Origin of the sequence: Synechococcus sp. MW101C3, assembly GCF_002252635.1 — a bacterium.
In the GTDB taxonomy this organism is placed as follows: Bacteria; Cyanobacteriota; Cyanobacteriia; order PCC-6307; family Cyanobiaceae; genus MW101C3.
The window spans coordinates 65631-87572 of sequence record NZ_NQKX01000005.1; the positions used below are offsets into that span (position 1 = coordinate 65631).

Here is a 21942-nt window from a genome sequence, read left to right on the forward strand (position 1 = left end):
AGACTAAACCCGATCCACGAATCAGCAGCAACGGCTCCTCTGGTGGACGGGCCCTGGCGGATGGCCAGGCCTCAGGCCTTCAGAAGCAGCTCCATGGTGAGATCGGCCACGGGCACACCGCCCAGCCGTTCGATCTCGCGGATGCCCGTGGGGCTGGTCACGTTGATCTCGCTCAGACGGCCGTCGATCACATCGATGCCCACGAAGAACAGGCCTTCCGCCTTTAGCACCGGCGCCAGTTCGGAGCAGATGGTGGTTTCGGCGGCGGTGAGGGCCGTGGGTTCAGGGGCGCCGCCCACCGCCAGATTGCTGCGGAACTCGCCGGGCAGGGGCCGGCGGTTGATCGCCCCCAGCGGCTCGCCGTTCACCAGCAGGATGCGTTTGTCGCCGGCGGTGACGGCCGGCAGGAAGGCCTGCACCATCACCGGCAGCGTCTGCTGGTGGGTGACCAGCTCCAGCAGGGCACGCAGGCCCGGTGCGGCGGCGGCGGTGCGCACCACACCCTGGCCGGCGCGGCCCCCCAGCGGCTTGAGCACCACCTCGTGGTGCAGGGCGGCGAAGGCGGCCAGCTGCTCGGCATCGGCACTCACCAGCGAGGGCGCCATCAGGTGGCTGAAGCGCAGCGCGCCGAGCTTCTCATTCCAGGCCAGCAGGGCTGCGGGCCGGTTGAGCACGCGCACGCCCTGGTGCTCGGCCCGTTCCAGCAGCAGGGTGGCGTAGAGGAAGGCTTCATCGACGGGGGGATCCTTGCGCATCCACACCACCGGGAAGTCGCAGAGCGGCAACCAGAGCGGTTCCCCGGCGCTGAACCAGGGATCGGGCACGTGCCAGCCGTCACCGTCGGGGTGCATGGGGGCGAAGGTGATGGGGCGGGCGCGCACCAGCGGCGTGCAACCGGGGCCAGCGGCGCCGGCCCGCTCGCCTTCCACGGCCAGCTCGGCGATGGTGCAGACCCACACCTCCTGGCCGGCCCGCTGGGCGGCCTGCATCAGGGCGACGCTGGAATCCTTAGCCGGCCGCAGCCGCTCGATGGGGTCGACGACGAAGAGCTGGGAAGCGGGCGCCGGGGTGCGTGCTGTGGCCCCCACCCCTCAGGCTCCCTGCAGCAGGGGATCGAGGCGACCGGTGCGTTCGAGGGCATGGAGCTCGTCGCAGCCGCCGATGCCCCGATCGGCGATGAAGATCTGGGGCAGGCTGGTGCGGCCATCGGCGCGGTCGGCCATGGCGGCGCGGGCAGCGTCATCGCCATCGATGCCGTATTCGGTGTAGGCGACCCCTTTGCGATCCAGCAGCGCCTTGGCGCGCATGCAGAACGGGCAGAACCGCCAGGTGTAGATCTCCACGCTGGGGCTGGCGGAGGAGGGAGCGGGGGATGCCGCCATCAGGCTGGACCGGTGCTTTGGCTGGATCCTAGGAGCGGCCCCGGTCGGGGAGCGCCGACGCGGGCGTGGCAAGCAGGCGCGGCTGATACGGTCGAATCCACCACGCCCCAGGCCCGCCGGTGCTCGATCTCACCGATTTCAAGCGCGATCTCTCCGAACTCACCGACCGCCTGGGCCATGCCCAGGACTGTCTTTGACGTACCGGCCCTGAACGCGCGCCAGCAGGACCTCGAGCAGCTGGCTTCCCAGCCCGGCTTCTGGGACGACCAGCAGCAGGCCCAGAAACAGATGCGCCAGCTCGATGAGGTGAAGGCGCAGCTGGAGCAGCTGCAGCAGTGGCAGGCGGCCATCGACGACGCCCGCGCCACGCTGGAGCTCTACGACCTCGAACCCGACGAGGAACTGCTGGGCGAGGCCAACGGCGGCCTGCAGAGCCTCAAGGGCGCCCTCGACCGCTGGGAACTGGAGCGGCTGCTGAGCGGCCCCTACGACAAGGAAGGCGCCGTGATCTCGATCAACGCCGGCGCCGGCGGCACCGACGCCCAGGACTGGGCGCTGATGCTGATGCGCATGTACACCCGCTGGGCCGAGGACCACGGCATGAAGGTGTCGGTGGACGAACTCTCGGAAGGGGAGGAGGCGGGCATCAAGAGCTGCACGATCGAGATCGACGGCCGCTACGCCTACGGCTACCTGCGCAACGAGAAGGGCACCCACCGGCTGGTGCGGATCTCGCCCTTCAACGCCAACGACAAGCGCCAGACCAGCTTCGCGGGGGTGGAGGTGATGCCGAAGCTGGACGAAGACGTGAAGCTCGACATCCCCGACAAGGATCTGGAGGTGACCACCTCCCGCTCGGGCGGCGCCGGCGGCCAGAACGTGAACAAGGTGGAGACGGCCGTGCGGATCCTGCACATCCCCACCGGCCTGGCGGTGCGCTGCACCCAGGAGCGCTCCCAGCTCCAGAACAAGGAGAAGGCGATGGCGCTGCTGATGGCCAAGCTGCTGGTGATCGCCCAGGAGCAGCGGGCGTCGGAGATCGCCGACATCCGCGGCGACATCGTGGAAGCGGCCTGGGGCAACCAGATCCGCAACTACGTGTTCCACCCGTACCAGATGGTGAAGGATCTGCGCACCGCCGTGGAAACCACCGATGTGCAGGGGGTGATGGATGGCGATCTCGATCCCTTCATCCAGGCGCTGCTGCGCCAGGGTGTGGAGATCGCCGCCGATGAGGCCGCCTGAGCCCCGTTGATCCCCTGATGGCCAATCCCCAGATGCCTGAGAGCAGCCCCCCGGACGCCTCCGGCGCGACCACTGCCGCTCCCGCAGTGCCACCGCCGAGCTTCGTGAAGCTGGCGATGCGCAACATGGTGCGCAAGGGGCGTCAGAGCCTGCTGCACTTCGGGCTCACCGCCGTGGGGCTCAGCTCCCTGCTGCTGCTGCTGGCCTGGTTCGGCCGCCCCACCCTGCCGCAATGACGCTGCCAGCCGCCCACGGCAACCTGCCGCTCCCGCCCGACCTCGACCTGGCCTTCTCCAGCGACGACGACCTGCCGGACGAGCTGCTGGCCGCCGCCGGGGATCTGGCCGATCCGCTGGCGGGGGCCGATCTGTGGCACGGGGCTCTGAGCGTGTGGCTGGCGCAGCTGCAGGGCGAACTGCCGCCCGAGCTGGCAGCGTCCTCCTACAGCCTCGGGCTCACCCTGGTGAACGATGCGGCGATGGCGGAGCTGAACGCCGACTGGCGCCAGAAGGAGGGCCCCACCGACGTGCTGGCCTTCGCGGCCCAGGAGGAGGCGCCACCGCTGCCGACCGGCGACGACGACGAGGACAGCGAGCCGCTCGAGCTCGGCGACATCGTGATCTCCGTGGAGACGGCCGCGCGGCAGGCCGAGGCGGCGGGCCAGAGCCTGGCGCGGGAGCTCACCTGGCTGGCCAGCCACGGCCTGCTGCACCTGCTGGGCTGGGACCACCCCGACGACGCCCGCCTGGAGGCCATGCTCGCCCGTCAGGACCAGCTGCTGGAGGGCATCGCTGCGGCGGCGCCAGCAGAAAGCGGCGACGCCGGCCCGGTGTGCGAGCCGTGACCGGCAGGGGGAGCGTGCCAGTGAAACCAGCGGTAAGGTTCGACGCAGGCCCGAGTTGCGGCGCCCATGACCACGCTGCTGCCACGCTCCACCGAACCGATGGCGAGTGAAGCTCCTCGCCGGGGGCGCGGCCGCCGGGGCGGAGCCTGGAGGGTGGCCGGCGATCTGCCGCTGAGCCTGCGCTACGCGATGCAGGGGCTGGGCTACGGCTTCGTCAGCCAGCGCAACTTCCGCATCCATGTGATCACCGGCGCGGTGGTGTTCGGCCTGGGGCTATGGCTGCAGCTGAGCCTGGATCGCCTGGCAGTGCTGGTGCTCACGGTGGCGGCGGTGCTGGTGCTGGAACTGCTGAATACGGCGATCGAATCGGTGGTGGATCTGGCGATCGGGCGCCGCTTCCACCCGCTGGCCAAGATTGCCAAGGATTGCGCAGCCGCCGCCGTGCTGGTGGCCGCCCTGGCTGCCGTGCTGATCGCGGCGCTGCTGCTGGTGCCGGCCCTGCTCCTGCGGCTGGGGCTTTGAGCTGTCCAAACCGCCACTCCCTGGCGCGGGTGGGTTGAATGGCGGCTGGTCCGGCAGCCGGGATGCTTCTCGTTCTCGACAACTACGACAGCTTCACCTTCAACCTGGTGCAGTACCTGGGCGAGCTGGCGGCGCAGCACCCGCTGGCGGCCGAGCTGCGGGTGGAGCGCAACGACGCGCTCACTCTGGAGCAGATCCGCCAGCTTGAGCCGGCCGCGATCCTGATCTCGCCGGGCCCCGGTGACCCGGATCAGGCGGGCGTGTGCCTGGAGGTGCTGGCGGCGCTGGGGCCGACGGTCCCGATCCTGGGGGTGTGCCTGGGGCACCAGTGCCTGGCCCAGGTGTACGGCGGCAAGGTGGTGCGCGCCCATGAGCTGATGCACGGCAAAACCTCACCGGTGCTGCATACAGAGGTGGGGGTGTTCGAGGGGTTGCCCAACCCGCTCACGGCCACCCGCTATCACAGCCTGATCGCCGAGCGCGAGAGCCTGCCCGACTGCCTGGAGATCACCGCGTGGCTGGAGGACGGCACGATCATGGGCCTGCGGCACCGGCAGTACCGCCACGTGCAGGGGGTGCAGTTTCACCCGGAGAGCGTGCTCACCCAGAGCGGCCATCAGCTGCTGGCCAACTTCCTGCGGCAGGCCGCCAGCACGACGAGCGGAACCAGCCGGTAGGGCTCGCCCCGGCAGCGCTGCTAGGTTCCGCCAAGATCCGGCGCCATCGGGGCGCAAAGCAGCCCATGGCGTCCGACTCCCCGGCACCGGCCCCGTCCCGGCGCCGCCTGCTTGCCCAGCTGCTGGTGGGGGGCTTGGCCCTGGCGATGCCCCTGGCCCTGGCGATGCCGCCGGCCGGCCATGCCGCCGGTGGAGTGAGCATCACCAGCTACGGGCACAGCGCCCTGCTGATCCGCGGCGGTGGCGCCACGGTGCTGCTGAATCCGTTCAAGGCGGTGGGCTGCGCCGCCGGGCTGCCGGAACCGAGGGTGAGCGCCGACGTGATCCTGGCCAGCAGCCGCCTGCTGGATGAAGGGGCGCCGGTGGCCACCGGCCGCTTCCTGGTCAGCCCGGGCTCCTACCGGGTGGCGGGGCTGCGGATCGAAGGCTTCGCCGCCCCCCACGACCGCCTCGGCGGCCGCCGCTTCGGCATGGCCACGCTGTGGCGCTGGAAGCAGGGAGGACTGGAGATCGCCCACCTCGGCGGCACGGCCGCACCGCTGAAACCGGAAGACCGCGTGCTGCTCGGCAAGCCCGATGTGCTGATCATCGGTGTGGGCGGCGGCGCCAAGGTGTACACAGGCGCCGAAGCCGCTGAAGTGGTGCGCGAACTGCAACCACGCCGCGTGATCCCGGTGCAATACGTGAGCGGCACCACCCCCGCCAGTTGCGACCAGGGAAGCGTGAAGCCCTTCCTTGATGCCATGCCCGGCACCCCCGTGCAGCGCCCGGGCCGCACGGTGACCCTGGGGGCGCCCCTGAGCGACGCCACGCAGATTCTGGTGTTGCGCTGAAGACGGGCGAAGGCGACGTCATGGGTGGGCGGCTTGATCAGACAAGCGGCCTGCTGACCAGCGAGCCTTTGGCCTCAGCCATGGAGCCCATGACCACCGGGTGCTGCGGAGCTGCTGACTCCGATCAGGCGCCGAGCCCGCTCCAGCAGCTGCGGAAGTTGTTCCGCCAGCGTTGCTGTCCGCTCATGGTTGGCCAGGAAGTGGTCGAGTTCACGCTCCATCTGCAGCAGATAGCCCTGCAGCAACCCCACATGCTCCTTTTCCAGGTCAAGGGAGCGTTCAAGCTGTTCACAACGCTCCTCCAGCTGGCGGTGTCCTGCGCTCGCCTTCAACCCCTGGCCTTCCAGCGCTGACAGGATCCGGGCCAATGGCATTGGTCGGCGCCAGTCGACACCCTCGGCGTGGCCGCTGGCATCGGCCCATTGCTGGGCGTCAAGCCAAGCCTTCAGAAGGCTCGGGCGGGCCTCCAGCAGTGCACGCGTGGCCAGTTCCATGGCGCCGCTCGACACCCCGCTCGCCAGGATCCCGCGGCGTTGCCCAGTGGCCAGCTCTGGCAGTTCTGCGGCCAACAGCGCTGCCCCATCGCCACAGATGTTGATCAACTGGATCCGTTCCCGCCAGCGCCGCTTCAGTGCCGCCGATCTGGAGAGATCTGTCTGCCATTGATCAAGTGCGGCCTCCAGCTCCTGGGGAGCGTCAGAGCGCATCACCACGTCCGCCAGTCCGTCCGCCAGTTCCCCGTAGCAGATCCAGATGCGTGTGGACTCCCCCACTGCCGCAGGTTCCTGACAGGCAAGCTCCTGCAGCGAAGGAGCCCCAGCGGCCTGGCTGTACATGAGTCCGCTGCCGGGCAGGCCATACAGCCAGAGGGCGCCATGGCCGTCGTAGGAGCTGGTCTGGGACGATAAACCCATGGATTGGTGGCCATCGCCGATCCCGTGGCTCCATCCTGCCGCCCTTGCCTCACGGCTGCCCGGCCAGCTCTTCGGTGGTTGGCTGCTGGCCAAGGCCAGACAATGGGAGCACACCACCAGGGGCTCGCCTTGCGGAGGGAAACACTGCTGGAGAGTCTGCGCCGGTTCCCCGGTGATGCCGGGATGATTCAGCGGCTGGGGCAAGAGCTTGAGGCCAGCGGCGATTGGTCATTGATGGTTGAGGCGCTTCAGCCCCAGCTCCAGCACGTGAAGGCCGGCACACCGCTGGAAGCGCAGATCACTTACCTGCTGGCGAAGGCCTCCCTGGAGCTTGGCGACGAGCGGCGCGCCTTGGCGCTGATTGGTCGCTCCCTGCTCGGACGCCCGGATTTCGCCTTCAGCCACCACATCAAGGGTCGGGCGCTCGCCCGGCTGCAGCGCTGCGCCGAAGCGATTGCCGCGCAGCAGCGCTGTGTGGAGCTGGCTCCCACGTTTTGCTGGGGTTGGTTTGAGCTCGGTTGCCAGCTGCGTCACCAAGGCGATCTTGAGCACGCCATGGGCAGCCTTCGCCGCGCCCTGGCTCTGCAGCCTGCTGAGAATCAGCACCACCACCGCCTTATTCAACGGGCGCTGGGCGAGGTGGAAGCTGAGCTCGCCCAGCGGGAACGCCAGGAGGCGGCCTTGTCGCTCTGGCCGGATCGTGCGCTGGTGCCACAGGGACAACGGCTCCCATCACTGGACGAAATCGAGCTGCAACTGGAGCAGTTCCGCCTGTTTCTCCATCGCCACGAAGCCCAGCGAAGCCGCTGAACCGGCAACACGTCAGTCCCAGCCGGGGATCTGCAGTTCGCGGGGGCGGCCATCGTGGTGCAGTGCACTGCTCGCGCCCGGCCAGCACAGGCCTGGGCCGGCCATGGCTGCAGGCCAGCGTTGCCGCAGAGCGGTGAGGCCGGCATGGCGGGCCGCACGGTCGTCGCCGCGGCTGTGGCGGCTGCTCCCCTCGGCATGAACAAGCACCGCCTCCGGGGTGAGCACATGCCGCAGGCCGAAGGCTCCAAGCCGCAAGCAGAAGTCCACATCGTTGCCTTCCACCGGCAAGGCTGGATCGAATCCACCCGCCTCAAGAAACAGCGGCCGCCTCACCATCAGGCAAGCGCCGGTGAGGGCGGGCCAGGCGGTGAGAAAGGAACTGCGGGAGCGGTGCACGTGATGGTCTGGCGGCAGATCGCGGTAGGGGTGGGCACAGCCATCCCTGCCCAGCCCCGGCAGCACCCCGGCGTGCTGCAGGCGCCCTGCAGGCGTGAGCAGCAGGGCGCCTGCGCAGCCCACCACCGGGCGCAGCGCCTGGGCCGCCAGGCTTTCGAGCCAGCCGGAGTGGTGCCCACGGCGCTGCAGAGGGTGCACGTCGTTGTTGAGAAACAGCAGCAGATCTCCACGGGCGGCGCGGGCTGCCCCGTTGTTGAGCAGGCTCCAGTTGAACGGGCCATCGCCATCCAGCCAACCGGCCCGCAGACCTGGCCGCTCCTGCCATCGGCGCTGCAGCTCGGCGCTGGCCTGCTGGCGTGAACCGTTGTCGACCACCCACACCTCAAGGCGCAGCCGGGGGTTCTGCGCCCGGTCAACCCCATCGAGGCAGGCCGCCAGCAGATCGGGGCGATCGCGGCTGGGCACGATCACGCTCACCAGCTGTGGCGAGCAAGGCAGGGCCCAGGTGAAACGGAAACCGGCCGCCCCGCCAGGCTGTGCTGATCCCGGCGGCTCCACCGTGTGGGGCGTGACGGCCGTGACCGCCTCACCCAGCTCGCGCAGGTGGCGGTGCAGCAGGTTGGAGCGATCGATCGCCTCCATGGCACAGGGCTGGCCGCCTGCGGCAGCACGGCAGTGCACCAGGATCCGCGGCAGGGCAACCAGGCGCGGCTGGCAGGCGAGGGCCTGCAACTGCCAGGCAAACAGGGCGTCGGGTGCGGCAGGCGGTGGTGGCACGCCGACCTGCTGCAGCCAGTCGAGCCGCCACACGCTCAGCCCATCCAGCCAGGGGGTGCTCCAGAAGCTCTCCGGCTGCCAACCCGGCTTGAACCAGGGCCCAAAACGCTCGCCGGTTGGGCTGATCAGGTCTTCGTCGGCGTAGAGGCCATCGGGGAGCCGTTCACCAGCGTCCTGCCGGCGCTTCAGTTCGGCCGCCACCCAGCCCAGCGCCCCCGCCCGCAGCTGGGCGCCGGCACCGACGCAGACCTGCCAACCGGGCAGCGGATCAGCCGGCTCGAGGGGGGGCAAGGGCGGCTCCAGCTGCCGGCGCCAGTAGCGGTAAGCGGCGGGGCCCAGCCCATCGGCGAGGGTCTCGCCGTCGAGAGCGGCGAGACCCTCCAGCCGTTGCCGGCGGCGAGCGATCCAGGGCTGGTGTGGCAGGGCTGCAGCGGCCGCGGCCATGGCACCGGCGGCAGCCGGCCAGTCGTTCTGCTCCTCCAGCAGTTCCGCCAGAGCGAAGGCGTTCCAGCCGAGGCCTGGATCGCAACGGGTGCTCTCTCGCTGCAGGCGAATGGCCTCCGGGCGCCGCCCCTGGCGCGCTCGCAGGCGGCCCAGCAGATGCAGGGCTGCGGCATGGCGCGGTTGCAGCGCCAGGCATTCCCACAGTGCAGCTTCCGCCTCAGCCCAGTGCTCCCGCTCGAGAGCCTGCTCGCCGAGGGAATACCAGTGCTGCGGTGTGGAAGCCAAGGGGAGGCCACACTGGATGGGTTGCCACAGCTCAGTGTCGCCCCTGGTTGTGAATCTGTGGGGCCATCTCGGCGGTGGGTTCGGCCTGGGCGAGGGTGCGCTGTGCACGGCGCGAGCCCTGCGTGCCGCCGGGCTCACGGTGCAGCCGCGCCACCTGCCCCTGGCGACCCATGCCGATGGAGCTGAGGGCGCCGCCGCGGGGTCAGCCGCCGCCGCGATCGATCTGGTGCACACCAACCCCAATGTGCTGCGGCAGACCGATGGCCTGGCGGAGCGGTTGCAGCTGGAGGCACCGCTGCGGATCGGCTTCTGGGCGTGGGAGCTGGAGGCCTTCCCCGACGGCTGGGAGGTGGGCTTCTCAGGCCTCGATCAGCTGTGGTGCCCTTCGCCCTTCTGCGCTACCGCCCTTGGTCAGCGCAGCCCGGTGCCGGTCACGGCGTTGCCGCATCTGATCGATTGGCAACGCGCCGACCGGCTGGCGCAGTTGCGCGCCGGCCGCAGTGGCGGCGGGGAGCCCTTCACCGTGCTCTATGCCTTCGATTTCTGGAGCACCCGCGGCCGCAAGAATCCCGACGGCGTGATCGAGGCCTTCCTCGCCGCCTTCCCGGCAGGCGGTGCGCTGGAGGCGCGGCTGGTGCTCAAGCTCGCCAGTGCCAGCCAGTTTCCGGAGGCCACCGCCCAACTGGTCGAGCGCTGCGCCGGCGATTCCCGCCTGCAGCTGATCACCAACCACCTGTCTGCGGGCGCCTTTGATGCGCTCTACGCGCAAGCCGACGTGGTGCTGAGCCTGCATCGGGCCGAGGGGTTCGGACTGCTGTTGGCCGAAGCCATGGCCGCTGGCATCCCGACGGTGGCCAGTGGCTATGGCGGCAATCTCTGCTTCATGCCCCCGGGAAGTGCGGTGCTGGTGCCCTGCCGCCGGGTGGCGATCCAACGCAGTGAGGGCGACTACCGGGCCGGTTGGTGCTGGGGCGAACCGGATCTGGAGGTGGCGGCGGCGGCCCTGCAGCGGCTGGCCGAGCATCCGGACCAAGCGGCCCAGCTGGGCGCGGCGGGGCGGCGGGCGGTGCGGCAGGCCCTCGATCCAGCGGCCCTCGCCGCCGTGGTGGCCGAACGGATCGGCTGCCTGCTGCGCTGGGGGGGCCGGGCCGAACTGGTGAAGGCCCTGCCCCCCGATCACCCGCTGCGCCGGCTTCAGTGACCCTCGGGCTGGGGCAGGGGCGACTGCAACCGTTCGAGCCGCTGCCGCAGGGGAGCTGACCAGGGGGTATCGATGGCACCCAGAAGCTGCATAGCGCTGTCGAGGTCCAGGCAGCTGAGGCGCCGCATGCAGACCAGGGCCCGCACCGTCTGATCGGCGGCGCCATTGGCGCAGAGCCACTCCGCCAGTTCGGGGGCCAAGCCGGAGCTGGCGGCAGCGCAGGCGCCCTCCTGCCAGCCGGGTTGCTGCTGGCTCGCCAATTGCTGCAGACGCTGCAGCGCCCGCGCCGGATCGAGGGGTACCAGCACCTCCAGCAGGTTGCGCACGGTGAGGGGGCTGTCGCTGCCCCAGGTGAGAGCCTGCTCGTAGGCCGCGGCCGCGGCCGTCAGGCGCTGCCGGCCGCGATGGGCGTCGCCGAGCTTGTGGGGCGTCCAGAAACTGCGGCTGCCGGCGGCCAGGGCCCGCTCCAGGGCGGCTTCGCAGGCATCGAAGCGCCCTTGCATCAGCAGCACGTAGCCGAGCAGGTCGAGCAGATCAGGGGCCTCGGGGGTGAGCAGCAGCAGCCGCTGCAGGGCCCCTTCGGCCACGGGCCAGTCGGCCTCGGCCAGGGCGCGCCGCAGCAGCTCCGTCCATGACGCCGACGGGGTGCTCATGGTGAGGGGAGCTCCTGGCCACGGGCCACCGCATCGAGCAGCTCGATCTGGGCGCTGACGCAATGGCGGTGATCGAAGTGGGCGGCCACATGACGGCGGGCGCCGAGCCGCAGCGCGGCGGCAGCAGCGGGCTGCTCCAGCAGGGGCACGAGCAGGTCGAGCAGGGCGTGCGGATCGTCGGCAGGCAGCAGCCGGCCGTTCACCCCCTCCAGCACCAGCCCCTCCACGCCGGCATCATGGCTGGCCAGAACGGGAGCGCCGCAGGCCATCGCCTCCAGCAGGCTCCAGCTGGGCACGTAGGGGCGGCTGAGGTAAACGTGCAAGCGACTGATCTGGAACAGGCACCTGAGCTGGGAACGGGGCAGCAGGCCGGGGGTGTGCAGGCGGCTGCGGTCGATGCTGTCGCCGAGGCGAGCCAGCAGATGGGCCAACCAGCTCTCGCTGCCGGGGGGGGCGGCTCCGTAGCAACCGCGGTCGCAGGCACCGGCCAGCACCACCTGCAGGCGGGGCAGGCGGCGTTGCAGGGCCGGCAGCACGGCCAGCAAACGATCGAGGCCCCGCAGGGGTTCGAGGCTGCGGGCCGCAAAGCTGAGCACCATCGCTTCGGGGCCGAGGTTGACGCCGCCGGGGAGCTGGAGGCGGGCGAGCGGATCGGGGGCACAGGCCTGCAGGTCCACGCCTTCGTGGATCACCCGGAGGCGGGGGTGCAGCCAGGAGGGATAGCTGTCGCGCTGGAAGCGGCTGGCCGTGACCCCCACCGCCATGCGGCGGATGGCGAGGGCATCAGCCCACTGCTGCAGCTGCCGCCTGCCTGGCGAGGCCGCCCCTCCCCACACCTGGGGGGAGCTGAGGTCGAGTTCGAGCAGGGCCACCAGGGGGGCAGCGGGGAAGAGGTCGTCGAGCAGGAGCGCATCGCCCCAGAAACAATGCGCGAGCACCACATCGGGCCGCCATCCCGATGCGGCCAAGGGCGTGAGGCAGTCCACCACCCGGCGTGCCTGGTGCCAGGGAGCCAGCAGGCGCCGCTCGGGATCGCCATGGCGCAGATCGTTGTGCACGTTGCCGCCCGTGGCGAGCCAGCGCAGACGGCCAGCCAGGGCCGGATAGCTGCCCGTTCGGCGTCCCACCGCCACCACGTCGTCGCCGCGGTTCACCAGGGCGGGCGCCAGATGCTGGAACTGACCAGGAAAATTCTGGTGCAGCAGCAGCACCCGCAGCGCCAACGTCAGCGGATGGTGCGCAGGGCGCGTGCACCGCCGGCAAAGCTGGAAAACAAGAGTTCGAGGATGCTGACTTTGTCGAGTTTGAGGTGGGCGGTGAGGGCCATGCCGGCCTGAAGCGAATAGCGCTGGCCATCGGCTTCGAGGTATTGGCGGCTGAGCTGCAGCTTTGCGGGAAAGCGTGGGGTTTGCACAGGGCTGTTCTCGGCGGGCGGCAGTGCATCGGTACCGATGGAGACGACCTCGGCGGGCAACCAGCCGTAGCGGTCACGCGGGTAGGCGGAAAACTCAACTTCGGCTCTCTGGCCGGGGCGCACGAAGGCAAGGTCGGCATCGGGCAGGTCGACCTCGGCCCGGAGGTTGTCGCTGGGCACCAGCTTGAGCAGGGGTTCGGTGCCACGGGCCACCAACCCGGGCTTGGCCTGGAGATCGAGCACCGTGCCGTCGAGCGGCGCCTTGAGCACCGTCTGGCGGAGACGGTTGCGGGTGGCCACCAGACTGGAGCGCGTTGAAGCGAGCTCACCGGCCAGCAAGGCTTCCTTCTGTGCCGATTCGGCCTGGAGCCTGGTGATCTCGGCGCGGGTGGAGCGAATGCTGGATTCCAGTTGCACCCGGCTCTTTTCAGTGTCGAGCACGTTGAGCTGGCCGTATCCGCCCTCTTGGGCCAGGGGACGCAGGCGGGCGAGCTGTTCGTTGGTAATGGTGAGCTGCTCCTGGGCACCGGCCAAGCGGGCATTGGCCTCGCCGATCGCGGCCTCCAGCCGCTGCAGCTCGGCGATGGCGTTGGCCTGAAGGGATCCCTGCCTGTCGACCAACGAGGCCGATTCAGCCGTGAGGGTTTCAGGATCGAGCACCACCAGGGGCTGGCCCGCCCGCACCCGCTGGTTTTCCTTCACCAGCACTTTGCTCACCACCCCCTGTTCCGTGGAGGCCACATCCTGGGTGGAGCGCAGCGTTTTGAGGCGACCTGGCACGGTGACAACCCGGTCAACCTTGATGAACACCGCACTGGCCACCAGAGCCAGCACCAGCACGGAGAGGGCCGAGCCGATCGCCACGGGCATCCAGGAGGCCGGCCGGCTTTCGAGGCGGATGTCTTCGCTGGAAAAGCCGGTGTCTTCGATGGAGCCCAGCATCCGGTTGTGAGACCGGACGGGGGCGGTGGGCCGCAGCCTGCCAAGCAAGGAGCGGGATGGCGCGGTGGGGGGCTTGGTGGGCTGCATGGCGGGGGGCGCGGGTTGGGTTCAGGCCTGGCTGCCCTGGTTGGAATCGAAGGGAATCCCCACCTGCTGGTAATAGAGGGTGGCGTAGGAGCCAGCGAGGCGCATCAGGTCGTCGTGGCGGCCATCCTCAATGATCTGGCCCCTGTCCATGAAAAGGATGCGATCGGCCTCGCCCAGGGTAGTGAGCCTGTGAGTGATGAACAGCACGGTGGTGCCTTGGAACCGTTGCCGCAGCCTGGCGAACACCTGCCGCTCGGTCTCGGCGTCGAGGGCGGAGGTGGCCTCATCGAGGATCAGCAGCGTGGGGTTCTGCAACACCATGCGGGCCAGGCAGAGCCGCTGGCGCTGGCCACCGCTCACGCCGGCGCCACGCTCGCCCAGCCTGGTGGCATAGCCATTCGGCAGGGCGCAAATGAACTCATGGGCGGCGGCAACGTTCGCGGCGGCCACCACGGCCTCCATATCGGCATCAGGGCTGTTGAGGCAGAGGTTTTCGAGCACGGTGCCCTCGAACAGCAGGCCGTCCTGGGGCACGTAGCCCACCTGGGTGCGCAGGCTGGCGAGCTGAACCTTGCCCACATCCATGCCATCGAGAAACACCTTGCCCTGCTGGGGCAGGTAGAGGCGATCGATCAGCTGCACCAGGGTGCTCTTGCCGCTGCCGCTGAGGCCCACGATGCCCACGAACTGGCCCGCCTTCACGCTCAGATCAAGGCCATCGAGCAGATAGGGGGTGCGGGTGCCATAGCGGAACGACACCTGCTCAAAGCGGAGGTCGCCACGCAGGGGAGGCAGTGGTTGCTGCTGCTGGTCTTCAGGGCCGGCCTCCGGCATGCTTTCCATCACTTCGCTGATCGCGGCCAGGGAGATCTGCAACTCCTGAATGCCCTGCCAGAGCCCACCAAGCCGCACCAACGAGCTCACCAACCGACTGGAGAGGATGCGGATCGCGAAGAAGGCACCGATGCTGAGGGTATTGGCCAGGATCATCACGACCGCCACACCCATCAGCACAACATCGGTAAGGTTGCCGACGGTTTTTCCTGCCTGGTTGAGCAGGGTGGAGAGGCGCGTGAGCCGGTAGTGGGCATTGGTGTAGCGGCGGTAGCGATCAAGCCAGCGCCAGCGGGCCTCCACCTCGAAGTTCTGGCTCTTCACGGTGCGCATGCCCGAGAGCAGCTCCACCAGATAGGAGTTGGCCGACGCCATGTAGCGGTTGCTGATCTTGAGGTTGCGGCTGATCAGCGGGCTGCCGATCAGATTGAGGCCGATCATCACGGGCACCACCGCCAGGGTGATGTACGTGATGGTGGGGCTGATGAAAAAGAGAACTACCAGCACGATCAGGCCGAGCACCAGGTCGAGGCCAACGCCGAGCACCTGATCCACCACGAAGCGGCGGATCGAATACAGCTGGTTCACGTTGTAGAGAATGGCGCCCACCTGGCGGCTCTCGAAGTAAGGCAAAGGCAGGCGCAGCAGATGCTCCACCACCGACGATCCCAGGCGAACATCGACCCGATCGGAGAGATCAGCGGTGACCAGGGCCCGCACGCCGCCGATCACAGCGTTCACCAGCGTGGCGGTGACGAGGACAAAGAGGATGGGCGCCAGCAATGTGGGATTGTTGCGGGCGACCACCACATCGATCACCAGCATCACACTGAGCGGCAGCACCATGTCGAGCACCTGGTAAACCAGGCCCGAGAACACCACCATGGCGAGCATGCCGGGATAGCGGGAAAAGGCACTGAGGAACCAGCCCAGGCCAGCCTTTTCCACCACATCACGGCCGGCCCTGCCCTCGCGCACCACCAGCACATCGAGGCCTTCGGGGCAGCGCTTCTCCAGCTCGGCCAGGCTGAGCCGCACCGGCCCGCGGCGGGGATCACCGATCAGCACACCGCTGCCGCGGCCGGCCAGCAGCAGCAACACGAACTGGCCGTCGAAATCCAGCACCGCCGGGGGCTCCAGCCGGGCCAGCTCCCAGGCGCGTGCCCGCAGCGGCCGGGTATCGAAGCCGAGGGCTTCCAGCTGCAGCCCCACCTGCGGCAAGCGCAGGGCACCGAGGCGTGCTTCCACATCGCGCAGATTGCGCATCAGCTGCTCGTTGGACAGCACCACCTGCCGCGCCTGGCAGAGCTGCTGGATGCAGAGGAAGGCCTGCTCCACCCGATCGGCAGCGGGATTGGTGGTGCTGCGGGCGCCGCCGCCCAGCGGACGGGTGTCCACGAAGCCCAGCTCAAGGGGATCGACGGGCAGCATTGGCGCCCGGTTGGTCAGGGGGACCAGGGCGGAACTGCCCTCCTGGGGCAGCTGGGCGTTGATGGCCGCTTCCGGGATGGCCACCACCCGGGGCGGCAGTTGGTTCACCGCGCCGCGCCAGCCTTCCGAATCCGATTGGAGCCGATCTCCTGGCAGCAGCCCGGCCGGCTGTCGCGGCCCGCTGTACAGCACCAGGTGGCCAGGGGGGAGCTGGTCGTTGGGGCCCAGCAGCAAGGCCTCACCCAGCAACTGCTCCAGCCGCGCCTGTGGCCGCTCGGGCCGCAGGCCCTGGGCCTGCCACCACACCTCCATCAGGCTGGCGAGCTCTTCGAGCGACGGCCGGCCGGCCACGGCCTGGCGCAGGAGCGGCTCCTGCTGGAGCAGCCGGACAGCCAGGGCCGCCGGCAGCACCAGCAGGGCACAGGGCTGAGAGGCCACCAAGCCCAGTTCCGGCTCACCGCGCCACAGGGAGGTCCAGCCCAGCCAACTGCCAGGGCCCACCAGACCGAGGCTGGTGGGTGGCTCCCCCAGCCGCACCTGCAGCCGCCGCAGCCGCCCCTCCACGAGCAGCGCGGCGCCGGGGGGCAGCTGACCGGCCCGCTGGAAGGGCTGGCCCACCCCCAGCTGAAGCATGGAGGCCTCGGCCGCCATCCGGTTGATCAGATCGTCAGGCAGGTCGGCGAGGAGCGCCGAGTTGCGCAGAAGCTGGTCAAAACGCATCAGGGCTGGTCCTCCAGGGAAGGGGAAAACTGCATCAGCCGCTCACGCAGCTTCTTGAGTTGATCGCGCTGCCAGCGGCTGCGGCATTCCTCCAGGAGCTGGGCCCGGAGACGGTCGTCGAGCTGAGCGGGTTTGAGCGATTCCACCCGGATCAGATGCACCACCCCGCCGATATCGAGCGGCGGAATCAGTTCGCCGGGTTTGTAGCGGCGCACCACCCGCATCAACAGCGGATTGAGCCGGTTCACCGGCAAGGGACCCACCACCCCACGCCGCAGCCGATCGGCTTCGTCGGCGTGGCGCTCCACCACTTCATGAAAGGAGCATTCCCCGTCTTGCAGCTGAAAGAAGAGCTCAGTGGCCAGGTCGGGGTCGCGCACGCGCACCAAGGTGAGCACCACTTCATCAAGCTGACCGCGGCGCTTCAGGAAGAGGCCAGGGACCTCCTGGCTCCAGATCCACTGGCTGGCACGGGCCACCCGGGTGTCGAAGCTGGCCAGGGCTTCCAGCTCTTCCAGCGAAAGCCCGCGGGCCTCGCGCCAGGTCTGCAGGGCGTCGAGGTTGTCGAGGCCACAACGGCGGGCGTAGCCGAGCAGCAAGGCTTCGTCGTCGTCCTCGGCCTCGGGATCCGCCTGCAGCGGCAAGGGGGCAGCGGCCAACTCCTCAAGCAGACGCCGCTGGCACCAGGCGCTGAGCAGTTCATGCCGGGCCAGGAACCGCACGGTGGCCTGATCCGGCAGAGGGAGTGTGTTGCCGAGATCCTGCAGCTGGGGCGGCAGCAGGGTGTTCATGGGCTACCGGTGCCGGCGGCGAGCTCCCGATACACCAGGGCCGCCTGCTGATAGTCACCCCGCCGTTCGAGCAACTCGGCCAGGCGGCGGTTGAGGTCGGGCTCGCGCAGGCGGGTGCGGAGGTGCTGAAGCAGGTCGATGGCCGCCGTGTCGTCGCCCATCTCCTCGAGATGCTTGGCCGCCACCACGAGTTTGTCGGGCTGGAGGTGATCGGGCTTGATGCGAAAGATGCGCAGCACCAACTGGGCGGCATCGATCGGGCGGCCAAGCTGGGTTTGGGCCACGGCCAGGTTGGTGAGGGCCGCCAACGACTCGGGCGATCCGGGGCGCGTGTGCTGGAGTGAGCTTTCAAGCAGCGGCACAGCCTCCTCGATCCGGCCGGTTTTCAGCAGCACGCCGCCCAGATTCACCAGGCTGCGGAAATGGTTGCCGTCGTATTTGAGCGCTTCACGGAAGGCGCGCTCCGCCTCCGCCGGCTGATTTTTCAGCAGGTGGCACATGCCCAGCAGGCTGAAGGAATCAGCACCACGGCCTCCCGCCACAATCAGCTGGCGCACTTCCTGCTCCACCTCGGCGGCGTTGGCGCTGCTGAGCTTCTGGCGCAGGGCCGCGAGGGGGTTGGGCGTGGGGGGAGCAGGAGGCTGGCCTGGACGCTGCGGCAGGCCCGGCATGGGCTGGCCGGAGGTGCGATCCGGAAGGGCGAGCTGGGTGTAACCGGCAAGCTGGGCTGCCGCAGGCCCGGCCAGCACCCGCAACATCACATAGGCCTGCCGGTAGTGGGAAACGGCGAGATCAGGCCGCCCTTGGTCGTTGAGCTCTTCGGCGTAGCGAAACTGCAGCTCCGGGGAGGCGGGACCGGCGCTGGCCGGGGCATGGGGGGGTGGGGCAGGAGGCTGATCCAGGGAGAATGAACCGCTGGGGCCGGCAGAGCTTTTCTCCCCGCCGAGCATGCGGATCAAGGCCGTACGCAAACCCATCAGCCAGCCTCAGCCTGCATTTGCTTCGCCATATGTTGCCACGCGTTTCCGTGATCCTTCCGTTCCGCGATGCGGAACGGTGGCTCCCGGCCTGCCTGGAGTCGCTGCGGGGCCAGGAGCTGGCGGGCTGGGAACTGGTGGCGGTGGATGACGGCAGCACGGACCACTCGGCCGCCTTGATCGCCGCGTGGTCGCGCGGAGGTGTTCAGCCGGTGCGGCTGATCCGCCTAGCGACCGGGCGAGGGGTGGCCTCGGCCCGCAACATCGGCTGGGCCGCAGCGCGTTCGCCTCTGGTGGCCTTCCTCGATGCCGACGACATCGCCCTGCCCGCCAGGCTCAGCCACCAGGCGGCTCGTTTCGAGGCCGACCCCGGTTTGCAGCATCTGCTGTGCGGTTGGCGGCGCCTGGATGCTTCCGGCCAGCCCCTTCATGATGTCTGCCCCTGGCAAGAGGGAGCGGGCTGCGAGCTGGAGGCGGCCTTTGAGCACAAGGCCGTTCTGCCGAGCGCCTGGATGCTGCGGCGCTCGCTGCTGGCCAGCAGCGGCGGCTTTGATCCGGGGCTGCGGCACGCGGAGGATGTGGACCTGCTGTTGCGGCTGGCCGCCGATGGCCAGCGCGGCGCCTGGCTGGAGGAAGTGCTCTGCGGCTATCGGGTGCATGGCGGCGCGGCCAGCCGGCAGGCGGCCGATCAGGCCCGTGCGCTCCTGTGGGTGATGAACCGGCGCCTGGAGGCCCTGCCTGCGGCCCATCCGCTGCGGGCCCGGCGCACGGCGCTGCTGTTTGGAACCCGCGCCTGGGCGGGCTGGCACGCCTGGCAGGAACAACACCCTCAGCTGGCCCTGGAGCTGTGGCGCACCGCCTGGGGCAGCCGCCCGCACGGAGCCGCCCACACCTGGCTGCACCTGGCCGAAAACGCGGCACGCAGCTGCGCGCGCATCGGCCGCCAGATCAGCGCTGAGCAGTGGCTGAGCGATCCCACCTGGTGCGCCCTGGAAGCGCTGGTGCTGGAGGATCTCGCCCACTCCGGCCGCGACCGTACAGGCCGCCGGCTGCAGGGCCTGGCCAGCCAGCTGAGGGCTGAATTGCAGGACAGCGACCCGCTGTGGCGGCCGGAAGCACTGACCCGCTGGTGGCAGACCCTGCCCGCCGGCTCTGACCCGTTGGCCAGCCTGCGGCTCCGGGTGCTGGCCTGGTGCGAGGCGTTGCTGCAGCCGCAGTCCAGCGCGGCCGAGCTGGCGGAGGAGCTGGCGGAGCTGCTGCGCTGCTGGGCCCTGATCAGCTGGCCGGAAAATGCCGAAACGGCGCGTCAGCGGTTGCAGGAGGTGTTTGAGCTGCAACCCGGTGCCGAACTGGCCCGGGCCATCGCGCGGCTGGCAGCCCCCCGCTACCCGTGGGGTGCGGCGGCGCTGGAGCAGCTGGCGGCCCACCTGCCCCCCCAGCCCAGCGATGGCGCGGATGCCGCCCGCTTCGGGGGCCTGGCGGCGCCAGCACCGGGCGGGGCCTGCCGCGGCACCGACTGCCTCCCCTGTGCCCAGACCCTGCAGGAGCAGGGGTGGCGGGAGGAACGCTTCCAGCTGCATGAGCTCCACCAGGGCCGCGCCTGGTTGCGCCCACCCAGCAGCAACCCCTGGGGCACCACCCACGGACTTGGTGTGGCCGATGGTGCGGGCGCGCTGCTGCCGCAGCTGTGTCGCCGCTATCCCCAGCCCTGGCCCACCTGCCCCAACCCTCCAACCAGCACCGAGCCGCCCCCGGCCGGAGCGCCGCTGGTGGTGGCCGGAACGGTGCTGGCCGTGGCGGACCTCTCCGCCGAGATCCACTACCACTGGCTGCTTGACAGCCTGCCGCGCCTGGGCCTGGCGCTGGCTGGCGCGGAGGGGTGGCCGGCCGCCTGGCACCTCTGGCACAACGGCGGCAGCAGCGAGCGGGTGCGCCGCTGCCTGGTGGACGACCTCGGCATTCCGCCCGAGCGGCTGATCGATGCGCGTGAACACCCCCACCTGCAGGCAAAGCGGCTGTTGGTGCCCGCTGCGCTGCACCCATTGGGTTGGCCGTCGCGGCGGGCCCGCGCCTGGCTGCGCCACCGCTACCTACGGCCTGAGCAGCGGGGACCCCGGCGTGGGGCAGGCCGGCGGCTGTGGCTGGTGCGCGGCCCATCGGGCCGCCGACCGGTGTTCGGGGAGGCGGAGCTGCTGACGCACCTGGAGCAGGAGGGGTTGGCGCTGGAGCCCACGGTGCTGGAAGGACTGCCGCTGGCGGATCAGGCGGCCCTGATCGCCGACGCCGAACTGCTGGTGCTCGCCCATGGAGCAGCGTTGGCGGGCTTGGCCTTTGCACGACCGGGCACCCAGGTGCTGGAGCTGCATCAGCCGCGCTACGCCCCTCCCTACGGCCATGCCCTGGCGGCAGCGGGCGCCCTGAAGCTGGTGCGCTGCCTGCAGCCGGCTACGCCACCCAGGCTGTACAGCCAGCTGCTGTTCGAGGCGCCGATCACAGAGCCGATCCTGCTCGATCCCGTGCGTGTGGCGGCTGCCCTGCGACGGATCCAGCAGGACGCAGCGGCAGATGATCTGGGGCAGCCTGCCTAATCTCGCCACCATGCTGCTGGCCAAAACGAAAGGACTCCAACAGGCGGCGGCGGCACGGATGGAGGCCCGACCCGAGGCCGCGGCTGCCGCCTACCTGCAGGTGCTGGCGCTGGATCCGGCGGACGCCAGCAGCCTGCGGGGTCTGTATTACCTGCAGATCGACGCCTCCGCCCGTCAGGAGCTGTTGCCCCAGCTGCGCCAGCTGATCGAAGCGGCACCCCCCCACTCCCTTGGCTTGTCGCTGTTGGCCCATTGGCTGCGGGACGACGACCCGGAAGCGGCGATGGCCCTGAACCGCCGGGCCGCCCGCCTGGGCCTGCCGGCCTGGCGCCTGGCAGCGGGAGACGGTGGGCTGCCGGAGGTGCTGATCCTCGGCGCTCCCAAGAGCGGCACCACCTCCCTGGCGGCCTACCTGGCCGGTCATCCGCGGGTGTGGCTGCATCCGCTCAAGGAACTGCACTTCTTCGACAACCACTGGCAACGGGGCGAGGCCTGGTACCGGGCCCAGTTTCCGGCGCTGCGCAGCCCGGGGCTGCTGCGGCTGGAGGCCACACCTGACTATCTGCAGAACCCGGAAACGCCGCAACGGATGCGCGCCCTGGTGCCGGAAGCGCGGCTGATCGTGCTGCTGCGCGAACCACTGGATCGGGCACTCAGCTGGCTGCGCCATATGCACAGCCTGATCGGCCTCTCGGGTGATGCCGGAGCCCTGCTGGCGGATGAAGCCGACCGGCTGGAGGCGATGGGAAGGGCAGAACGGGCAGCGATCGGCTGGTTTCGGCCCAATGCGCTGAGCGGCAGCCTCTACGCCGAGCAGCTACGCCGCTGGCAAGCGGTATGGCCGGCGTCTCAACTGCTGGTGCTGCGTTTCGAAGACCTGGCCCTCCACCCCGAGCGGGTGCTGCACCGCTGCCTGGCCTTCCTCGATCTGGAGCGCGAGGGCCTGCCGGCGGGCCGCAGCTATCCGGCGCACAACGTGGGTGTGGCACCCAGCCAGCCGATCGATCCGGCGCTGGCGCGCCGTTGCCGGGAAGGAGTGCTGGCGGAAGCGCTTGAGCTGTGGACGGCGTTGTGAGCCGATGGACAGCGCTCTGAGCGTGCCGAAGGTAGACAGGCTGGTGCAACTGCCGCCAGCGTGCGACGACGTTGGCCGCCGTTGGCTGGCCTGGCGCCAG

At 69.8% G+C, this 21942-nt stretch carries 20 protein-coding genes; 10 read left to right on the top strand and 10 right to left on the bottom strand.

The window, feature by feature from the left end; genetic code table 11:
- Positions 1 to 71: 71 nt before the first annotated feature.
- Together gshB and grxC are read right to left on the bottom strand one after the other, a co-directional pair.
- Positions 72 to 1088, bottom strand: a complete 1017-nt coding sequence (gshB, locus tag CJZ80_RS07300; RefSeq protein ID WP_094511803.1) for a glutathione synthase — start codon at positions 1086 to 1088, stop codon at positions 72 to 74.
- A gap of 3 nt (positions 1089 to 1091) precedes the next feature.
- Positions 1092 to 1382: a glutaredoxin 3 gene (gene grxC / locus CJZ80_RS07305; protein WP_094511805.1), complete on the bottom strand. Its 291-nt coding sequence runs from the start codon at positions 1380 to 1382 to the stop codon at positions 1092 to 1094.
- A gap of 119 nt (positions 1383 to 1501) precedes the next feature.
- Here grxC and prfB point away from each other — a divergent pair.
- The 6 genes from prfB (at position 1502) to CJZ80_RS07335 (ending at position 5503) form a co-directional block, all read left to right on the top strand.
- Positions 1502 to 2627 (top strand): peptide chain release factor 2 gene (gene prfB / locus CJZ80_RS07310; RefSeq protein ID WP_144036962.1). Its coding sequence is split into 2 segments (ribosomal slippage): positions 1502 to 1576 and positions 1578 to 2627, totalling 1125 coding nucleotides; the frame shifts between segments, so codons are not numbered across the junction.
- A 32-nt stretch (positions 2628 to 2659) separates the two neighbouring features.
- Entirely contained in the window at positions 2660 to 2863 is a 204-nt protein-coding gene (locus tag CJZ80_RS07315; protein WP_094512370.1) for a DUF3285 domain-containing protein, read from the top strand.
- Positions 2860 to 3471: an rRNA maturation RNase YbeY gene (gene ybeY / locus CJZ80_RS07320; RefSeq protein ID WP_094511809.1), complete on the top strand. Its 612-nt coding sequence runs from the start codon at positions 2860 to 2862 to the stop codon at positions 3469 to 3471. Before CJZ80_RS07315 ends, ybeY begins: the two co-directional genes overlap by 4 nt.
- A 99-nt stretch (positions 3472 to 3570) precedes the next feature.
- The gene (locus CJZ80_RS07325; RefSeq protein WP_233132917.1) at positions 3571 to 3993 is read left to right on the top strand and encodes a diacylglycerol kinase family protein; all 423 of its coding nucleotides are present in this window, start codon (positions 3571 to 3573) and stop codon (positions 3991 to 3993) included.
- A 62-nt stretch (positions 3994 to 4055) separates the two neighbouring features.
- Positions 4056 to 4670 carry an aminodeoxychorismate/anthranilate synthase component II gene (locus CJZ80_RS07330; protein WP_094511813.1) on the top strand — a complete coding sequence of 205 codons (615 nt, stop codon included), beginning with the start codon at positions 4056 to 4058 and terminating at the stop codon, positions 4668 to 4670.
- Between the two features lie 65 nt (positions 4671 to 4735).
- On the top strand, positions 4736 to 5503 hold the full coding sequence (locus CJZ80_RS07335; protein WP_369803003.1) for an MBL fold metallo-hydrolase: 768 nt from the start codon (positions 4736 to 4738) through the stop codon (positions 5501 to 5503).
- A 74-nt stretch (positions 5504 to 5577) separates the two neighbouring features.
- Here the strand turns inward: CJZ80_RS07335 and CJZ80_RS07340 are convergent, their stop codons facing one another.
- Positions 5578 to 6417, bottom strand: a complete 840-nt coding sequence (locus CJZ80_RS07340) for a hypothetical protein (RefSeq protein WP_144036963.1) — start codon at positions 6415 to 6417, stop codon at positions 5578 to 5580.
- Between the two features lie 129 nt (positions 6418 to 6546).
- Here CJZ80_RS07340 and CJZ80_RS07345 point away from each other — a divergent pair, with 129 nt between their 5' ends.
- Positions 6547 to 7227 carry a hypothetical protein gene (locus tag CJZ80_RS07345; RefSeq protein WP_158217446.1) on the top strand — a complete coding sequence of 227 codons (681 nt, stop codon included), beginning with the start codon at positions 6547 to 6549 and terminating at the stop codon, positions 7225 to 7227.
- 12 nt (positions 7228 to 7239) lie between these two features.
- On the opposite strand, the gene CJZ80_RS07350 is transcribed toward CJZ80_RS07345, so the two are convergent.
- Complete coding sequence (locus CJZ80_RS07350; protein ID WP_094511819.1) at positions 7240 to 9129, bottom strand: glycosyltransferase; 1890 nt, start codon at positions 9127 to 9129, stop codon at positions 7240 to 7242.
- Positions 9130 to 9163: 34 nt separating this feature from the next.
- Here CJZ80_RS07350 and CJZ80_RS07355 point away from each other — a divergent pair, with 34 nt between their 5' ends.
- Entirely contained in the window at positions 9164 to 10330 is a 1167-nt protein-coding gene (locus CJZ80_RS07355) for a glycosyltransferase family 4 protein (RefSeq protein WP_233132898.1), read from the top strand.
- Here the strand turns inward: CJZ80_RS07355 and CJZ80_RS07360 are convergent.
- The 6 genes from CJZ80_RS07360 to CJZ80_RS07385 form a co-directional block, all read right to left on the bottom strand.
- Positions 10324 to 10983 (bottom strand): tetratricopeptide repeat protein, encoded by a 660-nt coding sequence (locus CJZ80_RS07360; protein WP_094511821.1) that lies wholly within the window; start codon positions 10981 to 10983, stop codon positions 10324 to 10326. The genes CJZ80_RS07355 and CJZ80_RS07360 overlap by 7 nt on opposite strands.
- Entirely contained in the window at positions 10980 to 12206 is a 1227-nt protein-coding gene (locus CJZ80_RS07365; RefSeq protein WP_094511823.1) for a glycosyltransferase, read from the bottom strand. The genes CJZ80_RS07360 and CJZ80_RS07365 overlap by 4 nt, the downstream gene beginning before the upstream one ends.
- 2 nt (positions 12207 to 12208) lie before the next feature.
- Entirely contained in the window at positions 12209 to 13339 is a 1131-nt protein-coding gene (locus CJZ80_RS07370) for an HlyD family secretion protein (RefSeq protein ID WP_158217447.1), read from the bottom strand.
- Between the two features lie 108 nt (positions 13340 to 13447).
- The gene (locus CJZ80_RS07375; protein ID WP_094511828.1) at positions 13448 to 16411 is read right to left on the bottom strand and encodes an ATP-binding cassette domain-containing protein; all 2964 of its coding nucleotides are present in this window, start codon (positions 16409 to 16411) and stop codon (positions 13448 to 13450) included.
- On the bottom strand, positions 16411 to 17202 hold the full coding sequence (locus CJZ80_RS07380) for a peptidylprolyl isomerase (RefSeq protein ID WP_094511830.1): 792 nt from the start codon (positions 17200 to 17202) through the stop codon (positions 16411 to 16413). The genes CJZ80_RS07375 and CJZ80_RS07380 overlap by 1 nt, the downstream gene beginning before the upstream one ends.
- Positions 17199 to 18179 (bottom strand): tetratricopeptide repeat protein, encoded by a 981-nt coding sequence (locus CJZ80_RS07385; protein ID WP_094511832.1) that lies wholly within the window; start codon positions 18177 to 18179, stop codon positions 17199 to 17201. The genes CJZ80_RS07380 and CJZ80_RS07385 overlap by 4 nt, the downstream gene beginning before the upstream one ends.
- Before the next feature lie 35 nt (positions 18180 to 18214).
- Between CJZ80_RS07385 and CJZ80_RS07390 the strand changes: the two genes are divergently transcribed.
- On the top strand, positions 18215 to 20767 hold the full coding sequence (locus tag CJZ80_RS07390; protein WP_158217448.1) for a glycosyltransferase: 2553 nt from the start codon (positions 18215 to 18217) through the stop codon (positions 20765 to 20767).
- Entirely contained in the window at positions 20745 to 21842 is a 1098-nt protein-coding gene (locus CJZ80_RS07395) for a sulfotransferase (RefSeq protein WP_094511837.1), read from the top strand. Before CJZ80_RS07390 ends, CJZ80_RS07395 begins: the two co-directional genes overlap by 23 nt.
- The last annotated feature ends 100 nt before the right edge of the window (positions 21843 to 21942 follow it).